A 24,969-nucleotide genomic window follows, 5' to 3' on the forward strand; every position below is an offset into this window, starting at 1 on the left:
TTAATGAAAAAAGCCTTTGGCATGTGTTTTATTCAATGCAAAAGGCTTGTTTGTGACAAAATGATAATCAGTGTCGCTATTGAGGGCGAATTTTTGCTGATTTCATAATCCCGCAAACGTCCACGATCAAGCGGGCTCGAGTAAATGCTGCAACAGGACACCGTTAAGCATGGCGCGTTTTACCAGCGCGAAAGCCCCAATGGGGGAGAGGTGGTTCAATGTGGAGACTTCAATCGGCAGGTGCTGCCGAAATTCTTTCAGCACCTGGGTGTTGATGCAGCGTTGAATGGCAGGCAGCAGAATTTTCTCGGCATCGGTGATCTCACCCGCAATCACGACCTTTTGCGGGTTGAACAGATTGATGGCGATGGCAAGCGCTTTGCCTAAATATTTACCGGCATGCTCAAGCACATCTTGCGCCAGCGTATCACCCCGGTTAGCGGCTTTGCAGATGGCAGTGATGGTGCACTCTTCGCGCGTCAGCTTGCTGCTGAACCCTTGCGACAGAAGGTGAGCGACACGTTGCTCAATCGCTCCGTTGGACACCACTGTTTCCAGACAGCCAAAGTTGCCGCAGTGGCAGCGTTCGCCAAGGGGATCGATTTGAATATGCCCGATTTCGCCCACATTGCCGTTGCTACCGAGGAAGATTTGCCCGTTGACCAAAATGCCTGCACCGGTGCTACGGTGAACCCGGACCAGAATGGAGTCAGGGTAGTCGTGAGTGGCACCAAAATAGTGTTCAGCCAGCGCCAGGCTGCGAATATCATGGCCGACAAAGCACGTGACCTTGAAGCGCTGTTGTAGCAACTGTACGAGGGGCCAGTTATCGACGCTAATGTGCGGCATGTAATGCACAATGCCCGCCGAGGGATCGACCAAGCCGGGGAGCACGACCGAGATAGCGATCAGTTCCCGAATACGGCGTTGATTGATGGCAATAAAGTCGCTGATCGCGTCAAACAGCGAGGCTTCCAGCGTATCCTGTGTACTTTCTGTCAACGGATAGTGGGCATCGCACAGCGATTTACCCTGAAGATCGTAGAGCGCAATCGTGGCGCCGTGGCGACCCAGACGCACGGCGATCGCGTGGAAAGGCCGCGTTTCACAAATAATGGAAATGGCACGACGCCCACCGGTAGAGGCCTGTTGGTCAACTTCTTTTATCAGCCCACGCTCCAACAACTGCCGCGTGATTTTTGTGACGCTGGCCGGCGCCAGTTGGCTGAATTCGGCTATCTGAATGCGGGAAATGGGGCCTTGTTGATCAATCAGACGATAGACAACGGCACTATTTAACTGCTTGACCAGATCAACATTCCCTATTTGTGCTTGTCCGCCTGTCGTCATTCTTGAACGCTCGCTTATCTTTCCGGCCTCGTTTTATATCCCCCTTACCTCAGATAGCCTAAGCGTTTGCTACGCGTGTTATCGCGTATAGACGCTATTGCCATTCACGAAGGTATGAAGGACGTGGTACCCATCATCAAATACTGTCAGGTTGACGATTTTTCCACTTTCGATACTGCCTAACCGATCGTCCAGATGCATGGCGCGCGCTGGGTAAAGGGTTGCCATACGCAGCGCTTCATCTAGCGCAATACCGACATGTTGCACGCTGTTCTTGACGGCATCGATCATCGTCAGTGCCGAACCGCTTAGCGTGCCGTTATCGTCCACGCACAACCCATCACGGTAGTATATGGTTTTACCGGCAAAAGTGAACCTATCGATATCAGCGCCAGCCGGGGCCGTGGCATCGGTGACCAGTACGAGCTTCTCACCTTTGATCCGTTTGCTGTTGCGGATATTGGCCCAATCAACGTGCATGCCATCGGCAATGATGCCGCAATAGATCTCAGGGGCGTCATAAATAGCGCCCACCAAACCCGGTTCGCGTCCGCTAATATACGGCATGGCATTAAACAGGTGAGTGGCAAAGCGAATACCGGCAGCAAATCCGCGTTTTGCTTCCTGCCAGGTGGCATTGGAATGCCCTGCCGAAACCACGATCCCCGCCTGGCTAAGCTGTCGAATCATCGCGGCTGGCACCTTTTCCGGTGCCAGCGTGATTTGACCAATCACATCCGCATTGGCACAAAGATAGTCAACCAGTTGTTGCTCGGGCGCACGGATTAGGCGGACATCGTGTGTCCCTTTTTTGATTACATTCAGCCACGGTCCTTCAATGTGCAGGCCGAGTGCCTGATTGGTGTGTAACGCGAGATAAGCACGTAGGGTTTCAACCGCGTGCTTGATAAAAGCATCACTGGAGGTGATAAGCGTAGGGAGAAAGCTGGTGCAGCCAGAGCGTTGGTTGGCATGTTGCATGGTTTCCAGCGTGGCAATGGAAATGGCATCAATGCTGTCATTGAACTGGACGCCACCGCAGCCGTTAAGCTGTAAATCGATAAAGCCGGGGGCCACCGACCCGCCCTTCAGATCGTGGCGCGGCAGGGTGTCGGGAAGATCGGATTCGGGACACACGCTGTCGATCGTGTCATCGTTGATAACGATAGCATGGTCATCCAGTATTTGGTGCCCGGTATAGATACGACAATGGGTTAACGCATACATCTTGAACTCCCGGCTTACAGATTAAAGACCGATAATGCTTTCAGCTTCCAACTCGTGGAAGTATTTCACGGTTTTCACTTTCAACTCCATGGTCGAAGGCTCATCGCAAACAATGATTGCCTTGGCATGCAGTTGCAGACAACTGATGGTCCACATGTGATTCACATTGCCCTCTACGACTGCCTGTAATGTTTGAGCTTTATTACGGCCAGACACCAGAATCATCACTTCCTCTGCATCCAGCAGAGTGCCAACGCCGACGGTAAGTGCGTATTTGGGAACCTGGGACACATCACCCTCGAAGAAACGGGAATTCGCGGTGCGGGTCTCTTCGGTCAACGTTTTGATCCGCGTACGGGAGGCTAAGGATGAGGCGGGTTCATTAAACGCAATATGCCCGTCATTACCGACCCCGCCCATGAACAGGTGAATCTTGCCGTAGGAGGCCATTTTTTCTTCATAGCGTTGGCATTCGGCCACCACATCTGGAGCGTTACCGTTCAACAGGTTAATATTTTCCTGCTGAATATCAACGTGATTGAAGAAATTCTCATACATAAACGTGTGATAGCTTTGCGGATGTGCGGCGGGCAGACCGACATATTCATCCATATTAAATGTCACCACGTGTTTAAAACTGACCAGCCCCGCGTTGTGCATCACGATAAGCGCTTTGTAGGCTTCTAACGGCGAGCTGCCTGTTGGCAGGCCTAATACAAAAGGGCGCTCAGCGCTGGGATTAAAGGCATTAATGCGCTGCACAATGTGTCGTGCCGCCCATTTGCCTACCTGCTCTGATGTGGTTACGGGAATAAGTCTCATACATAAATCTCCGGATAAGCGTTCCAAAACCAGTGAACCGATTTGCTACTGTCTGGATGATAAAGATAGGTTATTAGTTAGTCTAGCCTGTTTTTTTTTATCTTGAAATAATCTGGGGCTATCGATAGGTATAATGATTTAATATGCGGGTGTTTTGCGCGTTATGTCACAAAATGTCAGGGTTTAATTTGCGTGGCGAATTATTTTTTTTACACTTCAAGCACAAGCCGCCTGGTATGGGATGGCTGCTGTGAATCAGTTTAACGGGCAGTTTAGTATCCCCTGGCGGGAGAGAGAGGATAATGTGAGTGTTCTTAGCTATTTACAAAGGGTTGGTCGAGCGCTGATGGTGCCAGTGGCGACGTTGCCAGCCGCAGCGATTCTCATGGGGATAGGGTACTGGATCGATCCAAACGGTTGGGGCAGTGAGAGCGCGCTGGCGGCGTTGCTGATCAAGTCCGGTGCTGCCATCATTGAAAACATGGGGGTGCTGTTTGCGGTGGGCATCGCTTATGGCATGTCCAAAGATAAAGACGGTGCCGCGGCGCTAACCGGGTTCGTCGGTTTTCTGGTGTTGACCACGTTGTGTTCTCCTGCGGCCGTTTCAATGAGCCAGCATATCCCGCTGGCGGAAGTGCCTGCGGCGTTCAGCAAAATCCAAAACCAGTTTATTGGTATTCTGGTCGGTATTATTTCGGCTGAGCTCTACAACCGTTATAGCCATGTCAAATTGCCCGAAGCATTGTCGTTTTTTAGTGGGCGTCGGTTGGTACCTATCTTGACCTCGTTCCTGATGATCGTTGTTGCTTTCATCTTGATGTATGTCTGGCCGGTGATTTTTAGCGCGTTGGTCACGCTGGGCGAGCATATCCAGCAGTTGGGTTCGGTGGGGGCGGGCGTGTACGCGTTCTTCAACCGTCTGCTGATTCCTGTCGGGTTGCACCACGCGTTGAACTCGGTATTTTGGTTTGATGTGGCGGGCATCAACGATATCCCGAATTTCCTTGGCGGGCAGCAGTCCATTGATGCGGGCAAAGCAGTTGTTGGCATCACGGGACGCTATCAGGCGGGGTTCTTCCCCATCATGATGTTTGGTTTACCGGGCGCTGCGTTGGCGATTTATCACTGTTCGCGTCCGGAAAATAAAAGCAAAGTGGCGGGAATTATGATGGCCGCCGCATTTGCCGCGTTCTTTACCGGGATCACCGAGCCGCTTGAGTTTTCGTTTATGTTCGTAGCGCCCGTGCTCTATGTGCTGCATGCCGTGTTGACCGGGATCTCGGTATTTATTGCTGCAAGTATGCATTGGATTGCGGGCTTCGGTTTTAGCGCCGGATTGGTCGACATGGTGCTCTCTTCGCGCAACCCGCTGGCAACCCAGTGGTATATGCTGATTCCGCAAGGGCTGGTGTTCTTTGTTATCTACTATGTGACGTTCCGTTTCACTATCAAACGGTTCAACTTGCTGACGCCGGGACGCGAGCAGTCGGTTGATGGCAGCGAGACGGATGGTTTTACGCTCAATCAAAGCGTTGCCGAAAAGAAAGTGAATGATACGGAGTCTCTGGCCCAGGGATATTTGGCGGCGCTGGGCGGTAAAGCCAATCTGGTGGGGATCGATGCGTGTATCACACGTCTGCGGCTCAATGTGGTGGATTCTGCGCAAGTGGATGAGGCACAGGCAAAACGCTTGGGAGCGGCAGGGGTTATCCGCTTGAATAAACAGAATGTACAAATTGTCGTGGGGACGCAGGCAGAAGCGATCACCACGGCCTTGAAGCATATCCAAAACGGGCAATAATCATTGTATTGTCAGCGTTGAATGGTGCGGCGTGGGGTATTTCTCACGCCGCATTTTTTATCACCGTGGGTATTACAAGATGCCCACTTTCAGTTACCTCATGCGTAATCATCAGCAGTTTTGCTTCTTTCTGTGTATTTCATAAGATTTAGTGCAAGTAACTGTTGTGTCCTGCCGTAGCTTGTTGGATCATTGCGGGTTATGTGTCGTTTTGCATCGAGGAATCAAGCATGAGTGAGGCAGAAGCCCGCCCAACCAATTTTATCCGTCAGATCATTGATGAAGATCTGGCGTCTGGAAAACACAGCCTGGTACAAACCCGTTTTCCGCCGGAACCTAATGGCTACTTGCATATCGGCCATGCCAAGTCCATTTGCCTCAATTTTGGGGTGGCGAAAGATTACAACGGTCAGTGTAATCTGCGTTTTGATGACACCAACCCGGTGAAAGAGGATATCGAGTACGTCGAGTCCATCAAGCAGGATGTGCAATGGCTGGGTTTCTCCTGGAGCGGAGAGATTCGCTACTCTTCTGATTATTTTGACCAGTTGCATCTGTACGCCGTCGAACTGATTGGCAAAGGGCTGGCCTATGTGGACGAACTCTCTCCCGAGCAGATCCGCGAATACCGTGGCACGCTGACCTCCCCCGGTAAAAACAGTCCCTACCGCGATCGCAGCGTTCAGGAAAACCTGAATCTGTTTGAAAAAATGCGCAATGGTGGATTCGCTGAGGGCACCGCCTGTCTGCGTGCCAAGATAGACATGGCATCCCCGTTCATCGTGATGCGCGATCCGGTGCTGTACCGCATCAAATTTGCCGAGCACCACCAGACCGGGAAAAAATGGTGCATCTATCCCATGTACGATTTCACGCACTGCATTTCCGATGCGCTGGAAGGGATTACGCACTCACTGTGCACGCTGGAGTTTCAGGATAACCGCCGCCTGTACGATTGGGTGTTGGACAACATCACCATTCCTTGCCATCCGCGCCAGTATGAATTCTCGCGCTTAAACCTGGAATATGCAGTAACGTCCAAACGTAAATTGAATCAGTTGGTGACGGAAAACGTGGTTGAAGGGTGGGACGATCCCCGTATGCCTACCATCTCCGGCCTGCGTCGCCGTGGTTACACGGCTGCTTCCGTGCGCGAATTTTGTCGTCGTATCGGCGTGACCAAGCAAGACAATAATGTCGAAATGGCGGCGCTGGAATCCTGCATTCGTGACGATTTGAATGAGCATGCACCGCGCGCCATGGCGGTGTTGGATCCGGTAAAAGTGATCATCGAGAACCTGCCAGAAGGCCACGAAGAGTGGGTTTCCATGCCGAATCATCCTAATCAGCCGGAAATGGGCACCCGTCAGGTTCCGTTCAGCCGTGAGATTTATATCGATCGTGCCGACTTCCGTGAAGAAGCGAACAAACAGTACAAGCGTCTGGTGCTGGGTAAAGAAGTACGCTTGCGCAATGCGTATGTCATCAAGGCGGAACGCGTTGAGAAAGATGAACAGGGTGTTATCACCGCGCTGTATTGCACCTATGATGCTGAAACGTTGAGTAAAGATCCGGCTGACGGGCGTAAGGTAAAGGGCGTTATCCATTGGGTCTCTGCCGCTCACGCGTTGCCGGCTGAGTTCCGCCTTTACGATCGCCTGTTCAACGTGCCAAACCCCGGTGCTGCGGATGATTTCCTCGCAACGATTAACCCGGATTCGCTAAAAGTGGCTCAGGGCTTTGTTGAACCGAGTTTGGCAAAGGCCGAAGTGGAAAAAGCCTATCAGTTTGAACGTGAAGGGTATTTCTGTGCCGATCGCCGTTATTCTAGCGAAACACATTTGGTGTTTAACCGTACAGTCGGTTTGCGTGATACCTGGGTTGGCTGAGGCCAGCGCTGGACTAAAATGAAAAAACCGCCTGTGTGGCGGTTTTTTTTGGCATCAATCAGAAAAGGGCCTGGCTTATTTCGGGTCGTGGAGCGTTTCTTCTTCACGGCAGTCGCCCGTACTGCAATGACCATAAAGGTACAAACTGTGGTTAGTCAGTTTGATGCCGTGTTTGTCTGCGATTTCGCGCTGACGCGCTTCGATAGATTCATCACGGAATTCAATAACGCGTCCGCAATCCAGGCAAATAAGATGGTCATGGTGGTGTTGCTGTGTCAGCTCGAACACTGACTTACCACCTTCAAAATTATGACGGGTGACAATACCGGCATCGTCAAACTGGTTAAGCACGCGATAAACGGTCGCCAGACCGATCTCTTCGCCCATATCTATCAGTTTTTTATATAAATCTTCCGCGCTGACGTGATGACACTCCGGATCCTGCAACACTTCCAGAATCTTCAGTCTTGGCAGAGTGACTTTCAAGCCGGCCTTCTTTAATGCGGTGTTATTGTCAGTCATGCGGGTTTAGTCCTGTTACTTTCTCGTCGATGGGGGCAATTAAGCCTATGACATCGGTCGGCTCAAAAATTGTAATGGCGTCCCAATTATAGAACCGCGCATTAAAAATGAAAACCATGGGATGTTAACAATACCGTCTCCATAAAGAAAGTGTGCATTCGCGCGCAATCTCTTGTTGTAAAATGGAGAAAATTGATAAACGTACAAAACCGATGGGTACTATTGTACAGGCTTAGACCGGGAAGTTAAAAAAATGTTTCTATTAATTTAATCGGTTTTATCTATTAATAAAGCCCTGACATTGCTATCAGGGCTTTATGTTAAACCGGGGAGATCAACCCACCAGCGTTTTCAGGTTGAGTTCTTCGCTGATTTGTTTGACCCAGGCACTGACGCGTTCACTGGTCAGCTCAGGTTGACGATCTTCATCAATGGCCAGACCGATGAAATGGTTATCGTCTGCCAGTCCTTTAGACGCTTCGAAATAGTAACCTTCGGTTGACCAATTGCCGACGATGGTTGCCCCGCGCGGTTCAATAATGTCGCGCAGCGTTCCCATCGCGTCACAAAAATATTCTGCGTAATCTTCTTGGTCGCCACAGCCAAACAAGGCAACGATTTTTCCATTGAAATCAATTTCTTCCAGTGTCGGAAAGAAATCGTCCCAATCACACTGGGCCTCACCATAGTACCAGGTCGGAATGCCAAGCAGCAGGATATCAAACGCTTCGATATCTTCTTTGCTGCTCTTGGCGATGTCATGAACCTCTGCAACATCACTGCCCAGTTGCTGTTGGATTGTCTTGGCAATGTTTTCGGTATTGCCGGTGTCACTGCCAAAGAAAATGCCTATGAGTGCCATGGATAAAATAACCTCTTTATTCTTAATGGTATGGTGCGGTTTATCACCTACATATCAAGTAATAATATCAGACGCTGGGGGTGGGAGAAACTTGTATCTTTCCCCAGGCCCAAAGCGGAAATAACCGCTATTAAACAAGGGTATTTATCCGGTAGCTCGTTTTCGCTATTTCGCCAGTTTTTTTAATTACTTTAGCAGCGGCATTGTTAATGCGAGTTTCCCTATATTATTGAAAAATATAAATAATCACTAGTTTTTAGTGACGGCGTGCGGTAGATCACGGAGGGAAACTACTAAATATTCTTTTAATATTGACGATGAAACTAGAAGGTTCGCCGTGTGCTTGCAGACGTAAAGCATCGCGCGTTTTCCCCGTTGGGGATTGTTTTAAACCTTATGATTTTTTAAAAAATAATAACCCTACCGCACGTTATTTATATCTGGAGCATGCTTATGCAATTTTTGAGAAACATCGCCATCAGAACGGCAATGTTATGGGTTTTAGGGGGCTTCTGTGTGCTTTGGGGCGGTGTTTCCGTCTACACCATTTTCTCCTTCAAAGAGATGACCACGACGTCACAGACCAGTACCTTACTGGTTCATAACATGAATTTAGTCAATCAGGGCAACGATCAATATTTTCGCATGGTAACCCGTTTGGCACGGGTAGTGGATTGGCGCCGCAGTGGTGAAAATTCGCTGGCAGATAAAGAACAGGCGTCAGCATTGACGGCATTAAATAATCTGAAATCCGATCTGGCTACCTTTAGCAGCATCGATCACGCAGGGCTGGATGCCGCGCTGGCTGAAGCGGTGGTGCGCGATTGGGGTAACCTGATTACTCAGGGCGTGGATCCGATGTTTCAAAAGGCGCAAGCCAACGCTTTGGATGAATATCAGCGCTATGCCAAGGAAACGGTGCCAGCACTGAGTCGTCAATTCGGGGCCTCGGTCAACGCTTTTAACAAGGCAGGCTCCGATAAATTCGCCGCAGCGGGCGCGCGTTTTCAGCACATCACCGCCATTGGCCAAAATATACTGCTGACCGGATTGGTTGTAGGACTGCTGCTGCTGTTTTTCACCGATCGCTATCTGGTGGCCTGTTTGGTTAAACCTCTCGATACGCTACGCGAGCACTTTAGCGCTATCGCCTCCGGGCAACTTGGCAAACCGATTCATGATTTTGGTCGTAACTGTGTGGGGCGTTTGTTGCCTCTATTACGGGATATGCAAACCAGTCTGGCGACGACAGTCAGTACGATCCGTTCCAGCACGTATGCCATCTACCTTGGCGCCTCCGAGATTGCATCCGGTAATAATGACCTCTCATCGCGTACTGAACATCAGGCTTCTGCACTGGAAGAGACAGCGGCCAGCATGGAGCAGTTGACGGCCACCGTTAAACAGAATGCGGAAAATGCCAATCACGCGAGCCAGTTGGCGTTGCAAGCATCCAATACGGCGAGAAAAGGGGGCGAGATCGTTGATAACGTGGTGAAAACCATGGCGGAGATTTCGGGAAGTTCAAAACGCATTGCCGAGATAACCACGGTGATCAACGGTATTGCGTTCCAGACTAACATTCTGGCACTTAACGCTGCCGTTGAAGCGGCACGGGCCGGTGAGCAAGGGCGCGGCTTTGCCGTGGTTGCCGGTGAAGTGCGCAGTCTGGCGCAGCGCAGTGCACAGGCGGCAAAAGAGATCGAAGGATTGATCGCTGAATCCGCGCACTGTGTGGGTACTGGCTCCCAGTTGGTTGAAGATGCGGGAGTTACCATGAGTGACATTGTACGTGCTGTGACCAATGTGACGGACATCATGGGGGAAATTGCCTCGGCTTCCGGTGAGCAAAGCAAGGGGATTGCACAGGTTGGACAAGCGGTGGCGGAAATGGACAGCGTAACGCAGCAGAATGCGGCATTGGTGGAGCAGGCGTCTGCGGCAGCGTTGTCATTGGAAGAGCAGGCTGCAGTGCTTAACCGGACGGTGGCGGTGTTCCAACTGTCGGAATCCGTCGTGCCCGTTGCCGCGCCTGCTGCACCCGTTGCCGCCTTGCCACGCACTGGAAGTGGCACAGCAGCCAAAAAGGCGTTGCCACCAGGAAACGATAACTGGGAACAATTTTAAGAGAGCGATTTACCCATCAATGTCATTGCCAGGGAGGGATGCAGGGCGTCATGGATGACGCCGGACATTAACGTATCAGGATGAAAGGTCTTTGTCCGCCAACTGCGCCAGCAACATGCGTTCAATGAGTTCACTACGGCTGATGTTCTGCATTTCAGCCAGGCTATTGAGTGCTTCCACGGCTTCCTCATTAATTTTCAATTCAATGCGACGCAATCCTCGCACCTTGTCACGACGCAATTGATTGCGCTTGTTAATGCGAAGCTGTTCGTCGCGTGAAAGCGGGTTGGTTTTGGGACGACCAGGCCGACGTTCATCCGCGAACAGATCCAACGTGGTACGGTCCGTTTGTTCTTTTGCCATAGGTAGTGTTGCTGCAAGGAAGTCTGACCAAAATGCACGCATCGGTTCAGCGTGACATTTTGATGATGTGGTTACTGTGCATAAGGCTGATTCAGCCGTCCCTCTAGTGCGGGCGCCATCATACCCCAGCGAGGCTGGCGGCGACAATGGGTAACTGCCGCTGATCGTTACGGATTATGCGGGGGTTCTTCAAGGAAACGGTGAATTGCGCGCAGAACCGCATCGGGTTTTTCTGCATGAACCCAGTGGCCGCTCCCCGCAATCACATGCGCCTTGGCATTGGGAAACTGCTGCAATAGCGTTTCTCGATAGCGGTCATCCAGATAAGGGGATGACGCCCCGCGAATGAACAGGATGGGTTTGCGCCAGGCGGGTACGGTTTCCCAGCCGACGATGTGCTCATACTGCTCCCACAGCACCGGGACATTAAAGCGCCACTCGCCCTGCTGGAAGGATTTCAGTAAAAATTGCACCACGCCCTCTTCCTTAAGGTGATGACGCATGATGGCTGCAGCTTCGGTGCGCGTGGTAACGCCTGCAGCGCTAACCGCACGCAGTGCTGCAAACACGTCATCGTGGCGTCGCAGTTGGTAATCGACCGGCGCAATATCAATGGCGACGATTTTTTCAATGCGGTCAGGGATCTGTGCGCTCAACGCCATGGCGGTTTTCCCTCCCATGGAGTGCCCGATGATAATGGCGTTATCGATGGACAAGGCATCCAGTAATGCTTTTACATCGCCAGCCATGGCCGGGTAGTTCATTTCCGGCGTGCGCGGTGATAATCCGTGATTACGTAAGTCAATCTGAAGGACATCGTGCTGCTTTTGCAGGTCACGCGCCAGAATGCCCAGGTTATCCAGATTCCCAAACAGACCGTGAATCAATACGATAGGCAACGTATGAGTGGGTTGTTGCGCATTTTGCAAGCGATAATTCAATTTCATGGTGAAGTTCATTCAGAGACACAGGCGCTTAGGGTATCATGACTGTTGCCGATGGTGTTGCCCTGTGGAAAATGAAGACTATACCCGTCATACTTCACGTTGCTGGTGCGTTGGCTGCACTCATTCACCCGAATCACTTACCAGAGTAAGCTCATCGGGATTCATTCGATTGCCGCCTTCCCGCAACTCGAATTATTTAGGGTATATGCTTTTTGCAGGTTACAGGTAATGGGGCGAGGGAGCAGATGGGGGATCGTCTGACTTTCGATATTGTTTGTGTAATGCCGCTGTTCGGTGGTATTGATTCGCCTATATACTTCTTGCCGATTAATTAGAGTAAAAACAGTACTGGATAAAGATGAAAACTATTGAGGTCGACGAAGAGCTGTATCGTTATATTGCCAGCCACACGCAGCACATTGGTGAAAGCGCCTCGGATATTCTGCGTCGTATGCTGAATTTCCGGGCAGGACAGGTTGTCGCCGCTTCCGAAACGGCCACAACGAAAGCGCAGGCGCCAGCGAGCGTAGCGACAAAACCGCGCGATGGTGTACGGGCAGTGCGTGAACTGCTGTTGTCCGATGAATATGCCGCGCAAAGTAAAGCCATCAATCGCTTTATGCTGGTGCTCTCTACCTTATATTGCCTCGAACCGAACACCTTTTCTGCGGCAACTGAGCAGCTTCATGGCCGCACGCGCGTTTATTTTGCCGGCGACGAACACACATTGCTTCAGCATGGCGTCCATACTAAACCTAAACATATTCAGGGTACGCCTTACTGGGTCATCACCAATACCAATACGGATCGCAAACGCAGCATGGTTGAACAAATCATGCAATCGATGCAGTTCCCCGCGGAGCTTGTCGAAAAAGTGTGCGGTACCATTTAGCGAACAGTGTCTTAACGAATAGCGTCAGGGAGAACGCCGATGGCTAATCACCCCAGAGCCGGACAACCCACCCGGCAAAGTGATTTGATTAATGTGGCGCAATTAACGTCACAGTATTATGTCTTACGCCCCGATGTGGATAACGCCGCACATGCGGTGAAGTTCGGAACATCCGGCCACCGCGGCAGTGCAGCGCGCCACAGTTTTAATGAAGCGCATATTCTGGCTATCGCTCAGGCGATTGCCGAAGAGCGCAAAAAGCAAGGGATCAGCGGTCCCTGTTTTGTGGGTAAAGACACCCACGCGCTGTCGGAACCGGCCTTTATCTCGGTGCTGGAAGTGCTGGCAGCGAACGGCGTTGATGTGGTGGTGCAGCAGGACAACGGCTTTACGCCGACGCCCGCTATCTCCAATGCCATTCTGGTGCATAACCGCAAGGGCAATGCGCAGGCCGATGGCATTGTGATCACCCCGTCTCATAATCCGCCGGAAGATGGTGGTATCAAATATAACCCACCGAATGGTGGACCTGCTGATACTAACGTCACCAGCGTTATCGAGAAACGTGCCAACGCCCTGTTAGCTGATGGGCTAAAAGCCGTAAAACGCCTGACGCTGGATAAAGCCTGGCAGAGCGGTTATGTGCATGAGCAAGATCTGGTGCAACCTTATGTTGAAGGCTTGCGTGAGGTCGTGGATATCCCCGCCATTCAGAAAGCAGGGCTAACACTGGGTGTCGATCCGTTAGGTGGATCGGGCATTGCCTACTGGCAGCGCATCGCAGAGCACTACCAGTTGAATTTGCGCTTGGTCAACGATGCGGTCGATCAGACGTTCCGCTTTATGACTCTGGATCATGACGGCGTTATCCGCATGGACTGCTCTTCAGAGTCAGCGATGGCGGGGTTACTGTCGCTGCGTGATAAATTCGATCTGGCTTTTGCCAACGATCCTGATTATGACCGCCACGGCATTGTGACGCCCGCCGGCCTGATGAACCCGAACCACTATCTGGCCGTTGCTATCGACTACCTGTTCCGCCATCGTCCGCAGTGGGGGCAATCCGTTGCTGTCGGTAAAACGCTGGTTTCCAGCGCCATGATTGACCGTGTAGTGGCAGATCTTGGACGTAAACTGGTGGAAGTGCCAGTCGGGTTCAAATGGTTTGTTGATGGTTTATTCGATGGCAGCTTTGGTTTTGGCGGCGAAGAGAGCGCAGGGGCGTCCTTCTTGCGCTTCGATGGCACGCCATGGTCAACGGATAAAGATGGCATCATCATGTGCTTGCTGGCGGCGGAGATCACTGCGGTAACCGGTAAAAATCCGCAGCAGTATTATGATGCGCTGGCGGCGCGTTTTGGTGCCCCGAGTTACAACCGTATTCAAGCCTCTGCGACTCATGCGCAAAAAGCGGCACTGTCACGCCTATCACCCGAACAGGTTGCTGCCAGTACATTGGCTGGCGATCCGATCACTGCACGTTTGACGGCGGCACCGGGTAACGGCGCCTCGATTGGCGGATTGAAAGTGATGACGGATAACGGCTGGTTTGCGGCGCGTCCGTCGGGCACGGAAGAAGCCTACAAGATTTACTGCGAAAGTTTCCTGGGCGCGGAGCATCGCGAGCGCATTGAGAAAGAAGCGGTAGATATTGTCAGCGCTGTGCTGGCAAATGCCAAATAGGCGTTCCTGTAGTGAGCCGTCTTTAGGGGGTCACTGAGGAAGAGGAACAAAGGACGCACTGTGCGTCCTTTGTCATTCAATCTTGGCCTGTTTTCATAAGAACCGTTGTCAGATGAGTGACGGATGCTATTGCTGGGCCAGCGGATTTTGCTGCGTTGTTCACCTTTTCACACTTCCTTTTTCTGCTTGAAATAGCAGGAAAGGTTCTCGGCGGCGATGCTGTGTAACCACTCATGGAGATCGGCATGATTTTTCAGCATCAGCTTTTGCATTGCGTGATTACGGTACGCGCTGATGGCCTTAATGGATATTCCAGATATCTCATTGATTTTACTGTTATTTAGCCCCTGTTTGTAGCCCCATAGCACCTCTCGCTCACGCGGACTGAGGCACTGCACGATGTTATATCGCTGTACCTGGGACGGAATCCCTGGCGATGAAGGGCTGGCAACAAAGGTATTTAACAACGCGGACAGTGCTTCTGGTGGATCGCTGAGCGCCAACTGTCCGTCTTCATAGCCACAGCACAGCGTGTTCTTCTGCTTTACCAGCAAGAAAAGCAAGGTAGCACGCCGTTTGCGGCGAAACTGACGCCACCAGCGCGGAGCGTGCTGAGTCGCTGTAGTGAAAATAATATCCGCTTGTTCAATTTGCTCAGTGTTATATTGAATATTGACCTCAAGTTTCTGGGTATGGAACCATTGATGAATGAGGTGTCCAAGGCCGACAGTAAAATAGCGATCAAAATGAAGGAGCACAACAGTTCTTTCCATCGTCTAGTACCTATTTAACCGGTTGTTCCCGAAAAATTGTCTGCATGGGCAAATGCACCTGGATCCTATGTAGGGTTAATACATTCATTGAGGGTGAGTTAATAAATGATTGATGTATACCCGTCATACTTCAAGTTGCAAGTGCGTTGGCTGCTCTCATTCACCCGAATCACTTACCTAAGTAAGCTCATCGGGATTCATTCGCTTGCCGCCTTCCTGCAACTCGAGTTATTTAGGGTATAAAAACTTCCTTGTATTTATTTTATTATCTGGTTTTATGAGAATTTATGTTTGCGGATTAATCTTCCTCTTAGTCTACAGCGCTTTGTATTAATATTTAATAGCATGGTTTTCTATAATGTCCATTTTTTTTGTTTAGTCGTTGTGTAACTGTTATCCTTTTAAATTATACCCATTGTAACTGTGCGATATCCGTAGCAAAACATATGAATAGTAATCATTTTCTTAAAATGAAAACGATGGTGAGATTTATATCTTTTTTGTTCTACGATGTGTTTTTTCTCTAAAGAGACAAAAGTGAAAGGTATTCATTGAGGTTTTCAATGGTAATCGTTTGCTCTCCCAGTTGACGATCATTTTTATCGAGTAGCGCTATGCATAGCAGGGGCATTTTTTTATTGGTTTGCCTTTCGTTTATCGTTTATTGGATATTATCATTACGTATACTTGTAACCATTAACGGTGAAACTGGCGCTCTCAGCCTGAGACGGCTTGTAGCTGCGTATGCGTGGTATACAGCACGGTGTTCGTGTCGTAGCATCCCGGTTGAAGACCGTTCCCCTAAATATGGTCAATTGCAGGCAAAAGTAACAACAACGATATCCTGAAAAATTCGAGTTGCAGGAAGGCGGTAAGTGATTCGGGGAGTGAACTCAGCCAACGCATATGTAACGTGAGGTATAACGGATATAGGTCTATGACAGCGTTAACGGGTTATATCTCAGCGCATTTTTTAATTCTTACCTTATGGGATATTGATATGGATAGAAAAAATGTTTTTCTTCAGTACAAATCATGTGCGGCGCGTTCATTGAAAAAAATCAATGCTAAAAGAAAGAGTGATTCTGTTTATTTGATGATGACGCATGTTTATAAGGAAAAGATAAATTGTTTGAGGGATAAATACGATCTCTATTTTTATTTCACTGGCAGAGATAAACAGCATTCTCAATTTATATTTTATTCAATATGTCGGCTACGCGAAAAAAGAAAGCGATTCGGTTGTCATACGATGAGATTTTTTTAACCTAGAGCCATTGCTAACGGTCTGTTGTTCCTTATTTTTATAAGCCCTCGGCCTCAGCCGAGGGATACCCTCAGCCTAATGCTACCAGCAGTGCACCAACGGATATCATGGCAACGCCAACGCCGCCTAATAGTGATATTTTTTCTCCCAGGAGTACGGCGGCCAAAATAACAGCAAACACAACGCTGAGTTTATCAATGGGGGCAACTTGAGCCACATTACCACTTTTCAATGCTAAAAAATAAAACAGCCAGGAAAGCGCTCCTGCAACCCCGCTTAACAAAATAAAGGTCAGTGCTTTTTTATTGGCAAGCACTTCACCGATCATGGTTGTTTTTCCTTGCACCACCACAACGCCCACCAAAAACAGCGCCATCACCACGGCACGAACCGCTGTTGCGGTGTTGGCGTCAAGATTTTGCAATCCCACTTTACCAAACAGGGCCACTGCGGCGGCGCACAGGGCGGAGAGCAATGCATAAAGTAACCAACTACTCATGATGAGCCTCAGCATTAAAAATCGGGATGGAGATCGACAGAATGAGCGTGGGATGGTACGCCTGCTCCGGGGGGATAACCAGCGTTATCCGCTGTTGATTCAGTACGCTAGCTCAAGGCATAAAACGGTAACCTACGGCAGTTTCGGTGATAAAGTGACGAGGTCGTGTGGGGTCGCTTTCCAACTTTTGTCGCAGGTGCCCCATATAGATGCGCAGATAATGGCTGCTTTCCACCGCGTTGGGTCCCCAAACTTGCACCAGCAGTTGACGCTGCGTCAGTACTTTTCCCGCATTCGCCAGCAGCAGTGCCAACAGTTTGAATTCAATCGGCGTCAGATGCAGTGTTTCGCCGTCCCGGCTGACCAAACGTTGGCTGAGATCAACGGTAATGCTGCCGAATGTCACTACCGGGCTTTCCATCGCATTAGCGTTGTGGCGACGCAATGCAACGCGCACACGGGCCAGCAACTCACCAATCCCAAACGGCTTGGCGAGATAATCATCAGCACCCGCATCCAACGCGTCGATTTTGTCCCGTTCATCACTGCGCGCGGACAGCACAATAATTGGCACGCTGCTCCACTGGCGAACGTCGCGGAGATAGAGGGTGCCGTCACCGTCAGGTAAACCGAGATCGAGGATCACCAGATCAGGCTTGCGGGTAGCCGTTTCCAGCAGGCCACGTTGCAAGGTCTGCGCATCAAAAACGCGTAGTCCTTCACTTTCCAGCGCGCTGCGTACAAAGCGCTGGATCTCTTTTTCATCTTCTATGATCAAAACGCTGGAGGGTAGCAGGGCATCGACTCCTTCTGTCTCGTAGTTGCGGGTTTTACCCGCCAGTACGACGTTAAATGGTTCTCTACGACGCTATCATATAGTTCCGCGCGTTTGCGACAAAAGCCTTTTGGATGGCAAAAGGAGAGTCGAACCGCGGGAGCGGATAAAAAACCAATAAACGCAACATCGATTTATACATTAAATGTAATTCGTTAGCCATTTTGTAACCCAATAACAGAATGTTCGGGAAAAATGACGAAAACACGATCTTTTTCTGGTCCGATGAGTAGTAAAGTTTCAGCAAAAGCGGTACTATTTTGAGCAGTTATTCATCGTCGTGTTGGTTTTGTGAGCTATGTCGTTGCAGTGGCTGCTCACTGATGAAGGAGGATCGCTATGTCGATTTATACTGCTTATCCCATGTATCGCGTTCTCCTGCGTCGCGTTGCTGTTGTTGCCTTCGGCTTACTGGCATTGCCTGTGATGCTGTTTCGTACCGATCGCGCCCGCTTTTACAGCTATTTGCACCGTGTTTGGTTGAAAACCAGCGATCAACCGGTCTGGATGGCACAATCAGAAGCGGCGGCCGGTGATTTTTTCTAAGCTACGCCGCGGGTAATTAACAGCATCGATTCAGTAAAAACATCATTGTGCGCTACTGACCTCTATATCCCCTCGGTCAGTAGCTCTGTTGGTTTGCTCTCTTTCCTTTTCCCTCTAATACACCCTGATTTTTGTTTTCGCTCGATCTTCGTCGTTGTGCTCCGTAGCCGCTTGAAATCCGCTATGCTGAGGGAATGTTGACGAACGGGAGAGCGTTTATGATGTCAGCTCCTATTCCTGTTGGAATAAGTGCATGTTTACTCGGTGCGCCAGTGCGGTTTGACGGAGGGCATAAGCGCTTTGACTTCGCTGTTGATCAATTAGCACCTTATTGCCATTTTCAGCCAGTATGTCCCGAAATGGCGGTCGGATTACCGGTGCCACGCCCCGCGCTGCGCTTGGTCAACGCCGGTAAGCAGGGTATTCGGCTTTGTGCCAGCAACGGTTCTGGCATCGATATCACCGATGAGATGCTCGCGTTTTCCGATCAAAAAATGGCATTGTTGCGCCATCTGTGCGGTTTTATCCTGTGCGCCAAATCCCCCAGTTGTGGGATGGAACGGGTAAAGGTCTATGACAGTCAGGGGAAAAATGCCCAAAAAAACGGAGAAGGGCTGTTTGCGCAGGCGCTAAAACGGCATATGCCGTGGTTGCCGTTAGAAGAGAATGGGCGCTTGAACGACCCTGTGCTGCGAGAAAATTTTATTGCCCGGGTTTATGCCTTGCATGAATTGCAGCAGATCTGGCAGCAGGGGTTGTCGCGTGGTGCACTGATGGCGTTCCATAGTCGCTATAAATTGTTATTACTAGCGCACTCGCAGCCCGACTATCGAGAACTGGGCCCTTTTGTTGCCGGCATGGCGCAATGGCCGACGCTGGAAGCCTTTGCCACGGAATACCGGCTGCGTTTTATGCGCTTGTTGTCGCACCCCGCATCGCGTCGCAACCATACCAATGTATTGATGCACGTTCAGGGTTATTTTCGTCCCCACCTTAGCGCCCAGCAACGTCAGGAGTTGGCTAATCTCATCGATCGTTATCGGCAAGGTGTGCAACCGCTGCTGGCGCCGATGACGCTGTTGCGTCATTACATGACCGAATACCCTGATGATTACCTGGCGCAGCAGCGCTACTTTGACCCCTATCCCGAAGCTTTGCGTTTACGCTATGGCCACTAATGTTTTCCAGTAAGGATCAATTATGACCACGCATCTGGTCTGGTTTCGCCATGATTTACGGATCACCGATCACTCCGCGCTGCATGCGGCCTGTCAGAGCCCCGATGCCAAGGTTATTGCGCTCTACATAGCCACGCCAGGCCAATGGCAGGCGCACGGCATGGCTGCGCGCCAGGCGACGTTTTTGCTACAGCATCTCCAGACATTACAGCAGTCGTTGGCAGATAAAGGCATTCCCCTGTTTTATCAACAATGTGACGACTTTCATCAGGCGGTTGAAGCCGTTGATGCGTTTTGCAAAAAGCAGCATGTTTCGCACCTGTTTTATCATTACCAGTACGAAATCAATGAACGTGATCGGGATCGGGCGCTGGAAGCCAAACTGCATGGGCAAGTGGTATGTCAGGGGTTTGATGATAGCGTACTACTAGCGCCAGGCAGTCTGGTGACGGGAAAGCAGGAGATGTACAAAGTCTTTACCCCGTTTCGCAAAGCGTTTATTCAGCGTTTGCAGGAGATGGAGATTACCTGCTTCCCAGCGCCGAAAAAGCGCACCAATGTAGACATGGGGACATTGGCGGCATTGACCCCCTTCGATTACCCTCAACAGGCGGTTGACGAGACGCTGTTTCCGACGGGCGAACAGGCCGCATTGGCACGATTACGCCAGTTCTGCCAATCCACCGTGGCGGATTATCACCAACAGCGTGATTTTCCCGCACAGCAAGGCACCAGCCAGCTTTCGCCTTATCTGGCACTGGGTGTCCTCTCCCCACGTCAGTGCTTCAATCGCCTGCGTGCAGAGCATCCTACGCTGTTAGAACAGTCTGACGGCGGGGCATTTACCTGGTTGAGCGAGTTGGTGTGGCGTGAGTTTTATCGCCATCTGCTGGTCGCCTGGCCGCGTTTATGTCAACACCACCCGTTTGTGGCGTGGACGCAGCAGGTGCTATGGCAACAAGACGAAAAAGCGCTGGCCGCCTGGCAACAGGGTAAAACCGGTTTTCCGATTGTCGATGCCGCGATGCGTCAACTGAACGGCACCGGATGGATGCATAATCGGTTACGCATGATCTGCGCCAGTTTTCTGGTAAAAGATTTGCTTATCGACTGGCGGGCAGGGGAGCGTTATTTTATTGCTCAACTGCTGGACGGTGATTTGGCGGCGAACAATGGCGGGTGGCAGTGGGCGGCCTCGACGGGTACGGACGCAGCGCCCTATTTTCGTATTTTTAACCCCACCACGCAGGGGGAGCGTTTCGACCCGCAAGGAACGTTTATCCGCCAGTGGGTGCCCGAACTGGCGAAGGTGCCGGACAGCGACATTCACCAGCCGCATCGCTGGGCCGAGCGGCAAGGGCGGGCATTGGATTACCCGACGCCGATCGTCGATCATAAGCAGGCCAGACAAATGACGCTGGCGGCTTTTGAAGCGGCGAAAGCAGCGCAGGAACAAGGCCACAATCAGGCATATTAAGGAGCGTTATGCGCAACAGTGAATTGGAAACCGTGATCAATCAGCAACTGAACGTTGCCGCATTTCAGGACTATGCGCCTAACGGGTTGCAGGTTGAAGGGCGGGAAAACGTGCAGCGGATTATCACAGGGGTAACGGCCTCGCAGGCATTGCTGGATGTGGCCGTTGCTCAACAGGCCGATGCTGTGCTAGTACACCACGGTTATTTTTGGAAAAACGAGTCTCCGGTGATTTCCGGCATGAAGCGGCGCCGCTTGAAAACATTGCTGGCGAACGATATCAACCTGTATGGCTATCATTTGCCGTTGGACGCGCACCCCGAGCTCGGCAATAACGCCTGTCTGGCGGCGTTGCTAGACATCACCGTGTTGGGTGAGATTGAGCAACTGCTGCCTTATGGCGAACTGTCTCAGCCGGTGAGTGGTGAGGCATTACGTGAGCGTCTGGAGACGCGATTGGGGCGTTCCGTGCTGCATTGTGGGGATAATGCACCGTCGCAGATAACACGCTTGGCCTGGTGCTCTGGTGGTGGCCAGGGCTTTATCGAGCAAGCTGCGCGCTTTGGCGTGGAGGCGTTCATCACTGGGGAAGTATCGGAACAGACGATTCATATCGCGCGCGAGATGGGGCTGCATTTTTACGCGGCAGGCCACCACGCAACGGAGCGTGGCGGTATTAAGGCACTGGGGGAGTGGCTGGCACAGCAGCACGGGTTTGATGTGACCTTTGTTGATATCCCCAATCCCGCCTAGTGTTAATCAACCCACTGTTTTTTAAAAATAATATAAAAAGTTTAGTGGGGTAAAAGTGGCATCTTTATTGCTTGTCTATTAAGAAACCTTATCGCCATACCGTGTCGGCGAGGTGCGAATCAAGGCGGCATGGCATAGCAATGCCCTACCGCGATGGGGAGAAGAGCGTGCAACGAGCGCGATGTTACTTATTGGGCTAGCGGGCCGTGGTGCTGGAATTGGAGCCGCCACTGTCACTGCAAAGCCAACAGCGTATCTGGGGGTTGGCTGAGCGTCTTCAACAGCATGAAGCGGTTGAAGCGGCGATCCCTGGGATGAATAACCTGACGGTGGTGTTAGCCCACCCGCAGTTGGCAGCGCGCGATGCTATCGAACGTTTGCAGCGCTGGTGGGAGGAGAGTGAATCGGTAACGCTCGACGCGAGGGATATCACGATTCCGGTGGTGTATGGCGGCGACGCTGGCCCGGATTTGTTGCAGGTGGCGGCGCATTGCCAGCTTTCTCCTCGTCAGGTGGTGGAAGCGCATGCTGCGGTGCACTACGTGGTCTACTTTCTGGGTTTTCAGCCGGGATTTCCTTATCTGGCGGGGTTGCCAGAGCGCCTTCATACTCCACGGCGTGCAGAGCCGCGCCTGAGTGTGCCCGCTGGTAGTGTAGGTATCGGTGGCCGGCAAACCGGTATTTACCCGCTGGCAACCCCCGGAGGGTGGCAGTTGATTGGCCGAACGTCAGTTGCGCTGTTCGATCCGAACGCGGAGCCACCCACGTTGCTGCGTCCGGGTGATAACGTGCGCTTTGTACCGCAACCGGAGGGCCTATGCTAAAGATCATTCATGCCGGGCTGCATACTTCGGTGCAGGATGCCGGGCGTCACCATCTGCGTCACCTGGGCATCAGTCAGTCTGGCGCGCTGGACACGCCAGCGCTAAGCATCGCCAATTTATTGGTGGGCAACGCAATGTCCGAAGCCGGGCTGGAAATTACGCTCGGAAAATTCGCAGCGACCTTTACCTCATCCTGCTGGATTGCGTTGACGGGCGCCGATAGTCACGCCGAGCTCGACGGGAAACCGGTCTGGACCGGCTGGCGCTTTCATGTGAAAGCGGGGCAAACGCTCAGGCTGCGTATGCCGCGCCGAGGCATGCGCAGTTATCTGGCCATTTCGGGTGGCCTGGGGCTACCGGATGTGCTCGGGTCACTCAGTACCGATTTGAAAGCCGGATTTGGTGGTTATCTTGGTCGCCCGCTTCAGGATGGCGATACGCTTCCACTGAAAAAAGCGGCCTACCGCAAGCCACATAAGCCTGTGGGCATCAAGCAAATTCTGTTCAGTAATCGGGTGCGGGTACTTCCCGGGCCGGAATATCATGAATTCAGTGAAGAGGCGCGTGACACATTCTGGCGCACAGGGTGGCAATTGAGTCCACAGAGTAACCGTATGGGATATCGGTTACAGGGACCTGCGCTGACACGTATCACATCGCGAGAACTTTTTTCACACGGCGTGCTGCCGGGAGTCATTCAGGTGCCGCACAGTGGTCAACCGATCTTGTTACTGGCAGATGCGCAGACCACCGGGGGCTACCCACGCATTGCCTGCGTGATTGACGCGGATTTATTCCATCTGGCGCAGATTCGACTCGGTGAACCGATACATTTCATTCCCTGCACGCTGGACGACGCCCTGCGTGCGTCAGAGGCGCAAAGGCGTTATCTGGAACAACTGGCGTGGAGGCTCAATGATTATTGATTTAAATGCCGATCTGGGCGAAGGCGGTCGCCACGATGAAGCGCTATTGCAACTGGTGACGTCTGCCAATATTGCCTGTGGGTTTCATGCGGGCGATGCTCAAACCATGCGCCAGTCGGTGCGCTGGGGGATGCGTTACGGCGTGGCGCTGGGTGCCCATCCCAGCTTTTTGGATCGGGAAAATTTTGGCCGTAAAGCGATGTCAGTATCCGCAGACACGGTCTTCGCTCAGGTAGTGTATCAACTGGGGGCGTTAAGTGCGATTGTGGCGGTTGAAGGTGGCAGGCTGACGCATGTCAAACCGCACGGCATGCTGTATAACCAGGCTGCGCGCGATCCCATGCTGGCCGATGCGATTGCGCGTGCGGTGAAATCGGTGAATCCGGCGTTGCGGCTGGTCGGGCTAGCGGGAAGTGAATTGATTCACGCGGGGCAGCGTCTGGGATTGGCAACACGGCAGGAGGTGTTTGCCGATCGCGGTTACCTGCCGGACGGCACGCTGGTGCCGCGTGACCAACCTGCCGCGTTGATCAAAAGCGATGAGTTGGCGCTGGCGCAAACGCTGGAGATGATTAAACGGCGAAGGGTGCGGGCCAGCGATGGCACCTGGGTTGACGTAGAGGCCGATACGGTTTGTCTTCATGGCGACGGCGATCATGCACTGCTGTTTGCGCGCAAGCTGCGTCAGTGTTTCAATGAGCACCAGATTCAGGTTAGGGCGGCGTAACGCACAAGTAGATATAAAATATGAAAATTGTTTTAGTGACCGCGTTTGAACCCTTTGACGGCGAAGCCATTAATCCGTCTTGGGAAGCGGTCAAGGTATTGCAAGGACGTGAGATTGCTGGCGCACGGGTGGTAACCTGCCAATTAGCCTGCGTGTTTGACCTTGCTTTGCAGCAGCTTAACGCCGCGCTGGCTGAACATCAGCCCGACTGCGTGCTGGCGGTGGGGCAAGCCGGAGGCCGCGCCGAGATCACCGTTGAACGGATTGCCATCAATATTAATGATGCGCGTATTCCTGACAATCAGGGTAAGCAGCCCATTGATACCCCGGTGATCCCAGGGGGACCAGACGCCTATTTTTCCACCTTACCGATTAAATCGATGGTTAATACATTACGCGAGCAGGGTATTCCCGCTTCGGTGTCCCACACCGCAGGCACCTTCGTGTGCAATCATGTGATGTACGGCTTATTGCACGCGCTGGCACAGTACCCGGATGCGGCCAGCGGTGGGTTTGTTCATATTCCTTATGCACCGGAACAGGCTGCGCGCCATCCTGGCGAGCCATCCATGCCGATTGCTATGGTGACGCAGGCGCTGGTTTCCATGATTGCTGTCGCGGTGACCCAGCAGCAAGACGCGATTATTTCTGGCGGTACCACGCATTAGCATCTGGGCAAA

24 protein-coding genes are annotated in these 24,969 nt (G+C 51.7%); 14 read left to right on the forward strand and 10 right to left on the reverse strand.

Going from position 1 to position 24,969, the window contains the following annotated elements; genetic code table 11:
- Nucleotides 1-126 precede the first annotated feature (126 nt).
- The 3 genes from nagC to nagB all read right to left on the reverse strand — a co-directional run bounded on the left by nagC (nt 127) and on the right by nagB (nt 3,399).
- Nucleotides 127-1,350, reverse strand: a complete 1,224-nt coding sequence (gene nagC / locus K6K13_RS06280; protein WP_222160005.1) for a DNA-binding transcriptional regulator NagC — start codon at nt 1,348-1,350, stop codon at nt 127-129.
- A 78-nt stretch (nt 1,351-1,428) separates the two neighbouring features.
- The gene (nagA, locus tag K6K13_RS06285; RefSeq protein WP_222160006.1) at nt 1,429-2,577 is read right to left on the reverse strand and encodes an N-acetylglucosamine-6-phosphate deacetylase; all 1,149 of its coding nucleotides are present in this window, start codon (nt 2,575-2,577) and stop codon (nt 1,429-1,431) included.
- Nucleotides 2,578-2,598: 21 nt separating this feature from the next.
- Nucleotides 2,599-3,399, reverse strand: coding sequence for a glucosamine-6-phosphate deaminase (gene nagB / locus K6K13_RS06290; protein ID WP_222160007.1), 801 nt, complete (start codon nt 3,397-3,399; stop codon nt 2,599-2,601).
- A 304-nt stretch (nt 3,400-3,703) separates the two neighbouring features.
- Between nagB and nagE the strand changes: the two genes are divergently transcribed.
- Both nagE and glnS read left to right on the forward strand, forming a co-directional pair.
- Nucleotides 3,704-5,200 (forward strand): N-acetylglucosamine-specific PTS transporter subunit IIBC, encoded by a 1,497-nt coding sequence (nagE, locus tag K6K13_RS06295; protein WP_222160989.1) that lies wholly within the window; start codon nt 3,704-3,706, stop codon nt 5,198-5,200.
- 230 nt (nt 5,201-5,430) lie between these two features.
- Nucleotides 5,431-7,089: a glutamine--tRNA ligase gene (glnS, locus tag K6K13_RS06300; RefSeq protein WP_222160008.1), complete on the forward strand. Its 1,659-nt coding sequence runs from the start codon at nt 5,431-5,433 to the stop codon at nt 7,087-7,089.
- A 75-nt stretch (nt 7,090-7,164) separates the two neighbouring features.
- Here the strand turns inward: glnS and fur are convergent, their stop codons facing one another.
- Together fur and fldA are read right to left on the reverse strand one after the other, a co-directional pair.
- Nucleotides 7,165-7,611, reverse strand: coding sequence for a ferric iron uptake transcriptional regulator (gene fur / locus K6K13_RS06305; RefSeq protein WP_222160009.1), 447 nt, complete (start codon nt 7,609-7,611; stop codon nt 7,165-7,167).
- Between the two features lie 334 nt (nt 7,612-7,945).
- Complete coding sequence (gene fldA, locus K6K13_RS06310) at nt 7,946-8,473, reverse strand: flavodoxin FldA (RefSeq protein ID WP_222160010.1); 528 nt, start codon at nt 8,471-8,473, stop codon at nt 7,946-7,948.
- A 453-nt stretch (nt 8,474-8,926) separates the two neighbouring features.
- Here fldA and K6K13_RS06315 point away from each other — a divergent pair, with 453 nt between their 5' ends.
- Nucleotides 8,927-10,600, forward strand: a complete 1,674-nt coding sequence (locus K6K13_RS06315) for a methyl-accepting chemotaxis protein (protein WP_222160011.1) — start codon at nt 8,927-8,929, stop codon at nt 10,598-10,600.
- Nucleotides 10,601-10,675: 75 nt separating this feature from the next.
- Here the strand turns inward: K6K13_RS06315 and ybfE are convergent, their stop codons facing one another.
- Complete coding sequence (gene ybfE / locus K6K13_RS06320) at nt 10,676-10,963, reverse strand: LexA regulated protein (RefSeq protein ID WP_222160012.1); 288 nt, start codon at nt 10,961-10,963, stop codon at nt 10,676-10,678.
- Between the two features lie 167 nt (nt 10,964-11,130).
- Complete coding sequence (gene ybfF, locus K6K13_RS06325) at nt 11,131-11,922, reverse strand: esterase (protein WP_222160013.1); 792 nt, start codon at nt 11,920-11,922, stop codon at nt 11,131-11,133.
- Between the two features lie 346 nt (nt 11,923-12,268).
- On the opposite strand from ybfF, the gene seqA reads away from it, so the two are divergent.
- Both seqA and pgm read left to right on the forward strand, forming a co-directional pair.
- Complete coding sequence (gene seqA / locus K6K13_RS06330) at nt 12,269-12,802, forward strand: replication initiation negative regulator SeqA (RefSeq protein WP_222160014.1); 534 nt, start codon at nt 12,269-12,271, stop codon at nt 12,800-12,802.
- Between the two features lie 39 nt (nt 12,803-12,841).
- Entirely contained in the window at nt 12,842-14,485 is a 1,644-nt protein-coding gene (gene pgm / locus K6K13_RS06335; protein WP_222160015.1) for a phosphoglucomutase (alpha-D-glucose-1,6-bisphosphate-dependent), read from the forward strand.
- 167 nt (nt 14,486-14,652) lie between these two features.
- Here pgm and K6K13_RS06340 read toward each other — a convergent pair whose 3' ends face one another.
- The gene (locus K6K13_RS06340) at nt 14,653-15,258 is read right to left on the reverse strand and encodes a response regulator transcription factor (protein ID WP_222160016.1); all 606 of its coding nucleotides are present in this window, start codon (nt 15,256-15,258) and stop codon (nt 14,653-14,655) included.
- Nucleotides 15,259-16,195: 937 nt separating this feature from the next.
- Here K6K13_RS06340 and K6K13_RS06345 point away from each other — a divergent pair.
- Nucleotides 16,196-16,525: a hypothetical protein gene (locus K6K13_RS06345; RefSeq protein ID WP_222160017.1), complete on the forward strand. Its 330-nt coding sequence runs from the start codon at nt 16,196-16,198 to the stop codon at nt 16,523-16,525.
- Between the two features lie 70 nt (nt 16,526-16,595).
- Here the strand turns inward: K6K13_RS06345 and K6K13_RS06350 are convergent, their stop codons facing one another.
- Entirely contained in the window at nt 16,596-17,024 is a 429-nt protein-coding gene (locus tag K6K13_RS06350) for an EamA family transporter (RefSeq protein WP_222160018.1), read from the reverse strand.
- Between the two features lie 112 nt (nt 17,025-17,136).
- Nucleotides 17,137-17,820, reverse strand: a complete 684-nt coding sequence (kdpE, locus tag K6K13_RS06355) for a two-component system response regulator KdpE (RefSeq protein ID WP_222160990.1) — start codon at nt 17,818-17,820, stop codon at nt 17,137-17,139.
- Between the two features lie 378 nt (nt 17,821-18,198).
- Here kdpE and K6K13_RS06360 point away from each other — a divergent pair, with 378 nt between their 5' ends.
- The 8 genes from K6K13_RS06360 to pcp all read left to right on the forward strand — a co-directional run bounded on the left by K6K13_RS06360 (nt 18,199) and on the right by pcp (nt 24,957).
- Nucleotides 18,199-18,405, forward strand: coding sequence for a YbfA family protein (locus K6K13_RS06360; RefSeq protein ID WP_222160019.1), 207 nt, complete (start codon nt 18,199-18,201; stop codon nt 18,403-18,405).
- 221 nt (nt 18,406-18,626) lie between these two features.
- Complete coding sequence (locus tag K6K13_RS06365) at nt 18,627-19,583, forward strand: YbgA family protein (RefSeq protein WP_222160991.1); 957 nt, start codon at nt 18,627-18,629, stop codon at nt 19,581-19,583.
- 22 nt (nt 19,584-19,605) lie between these two features.
- A complete protein-coding gene (gene phrB, locus K6K13_RS06370; protein WP_222160020.1) occupies nt 19,606-21,060 on the forward strand; it encodes a deoxyribodipyrimidine photo-lyase in 1,455 nt (484 codons plus the stop codon).
- 8 nt (nt 21,061-21,068) lie between these two features.
- On the forward strand, nt 21,069-21,812 hold the full coding sequence (locus K6K13_RS06375; protein WP_196906188.1) for a type 2 GTP cyclohydrolase I: 744 nt from the start codon (nt 21,069-21,071) through the stop codon (nt 21,810-21,812).
- 206 nt (nt 21,813-22,018) lie between these two features.
- Nucleotides 22,019-22,636, forward strand: a complete 618-nt coding sequence (pxpB, locus tag K6K13_RS06380; RefSeq protein ID WP_222160021.1) for a 5-oxoprolinase subunit PxpB — start codon at nt 22,019-22,021, stop codon at nt 22,634-22,636.
- Nucleotides 22,630-23,562 (forward strand): 5-oxoprolinase subunit PxpC, encoded by a 933-nt coding sequence (gene pxpC / locus K6K13_RS06385; protein ID WP_222160022.1) that lies wholly within the window; start codon nt 22,630-22,632, stop codon nt 23,560-23,562. Before pxpB ends, pxpC begins: the two co-directional genes overlap by 7 nt.
- A complete protein-coding gene (gene pxpA / locus K6K13_RS06390) occupies nt 23,552-24,289 on the forward strand; it encodes a 5-oxoprolinase subunit PxpA (protein WP_222160023.1) in 738 nt (245 codons plus the stop codon). The genes pxpC and pxpA overlap by 11 nt, the downstream gene beginning before the upstream one ends.
- A gap of 20 nt (nt 24,290-24,309) precedes the next feature.
- Nucleotides 24,310-24,957, forward strand: a complete 648-nt coding sequence (pcp, locus tag K6K13_RS06395; protein WP_222160024.1) for a pyroglutamyl-peptidase I — start codon at nt 24,310-24,312, stop codon at nt 24,955-24,957.
- Nucleotides 24,958-24,969 lie beyond the last annotated feature (12 nt).

The organism is Symbiopectobacterium purcellii (assembly GCF_019797845.1).
Classification (GTDB): domain Bacteria; phylum Pseudomonadota; class Gammaproteobacteria; order Enterobacterales; family Enterobacteriaceae; genus Symbiopectobacterium; species Symbiopectobacterium purcellii.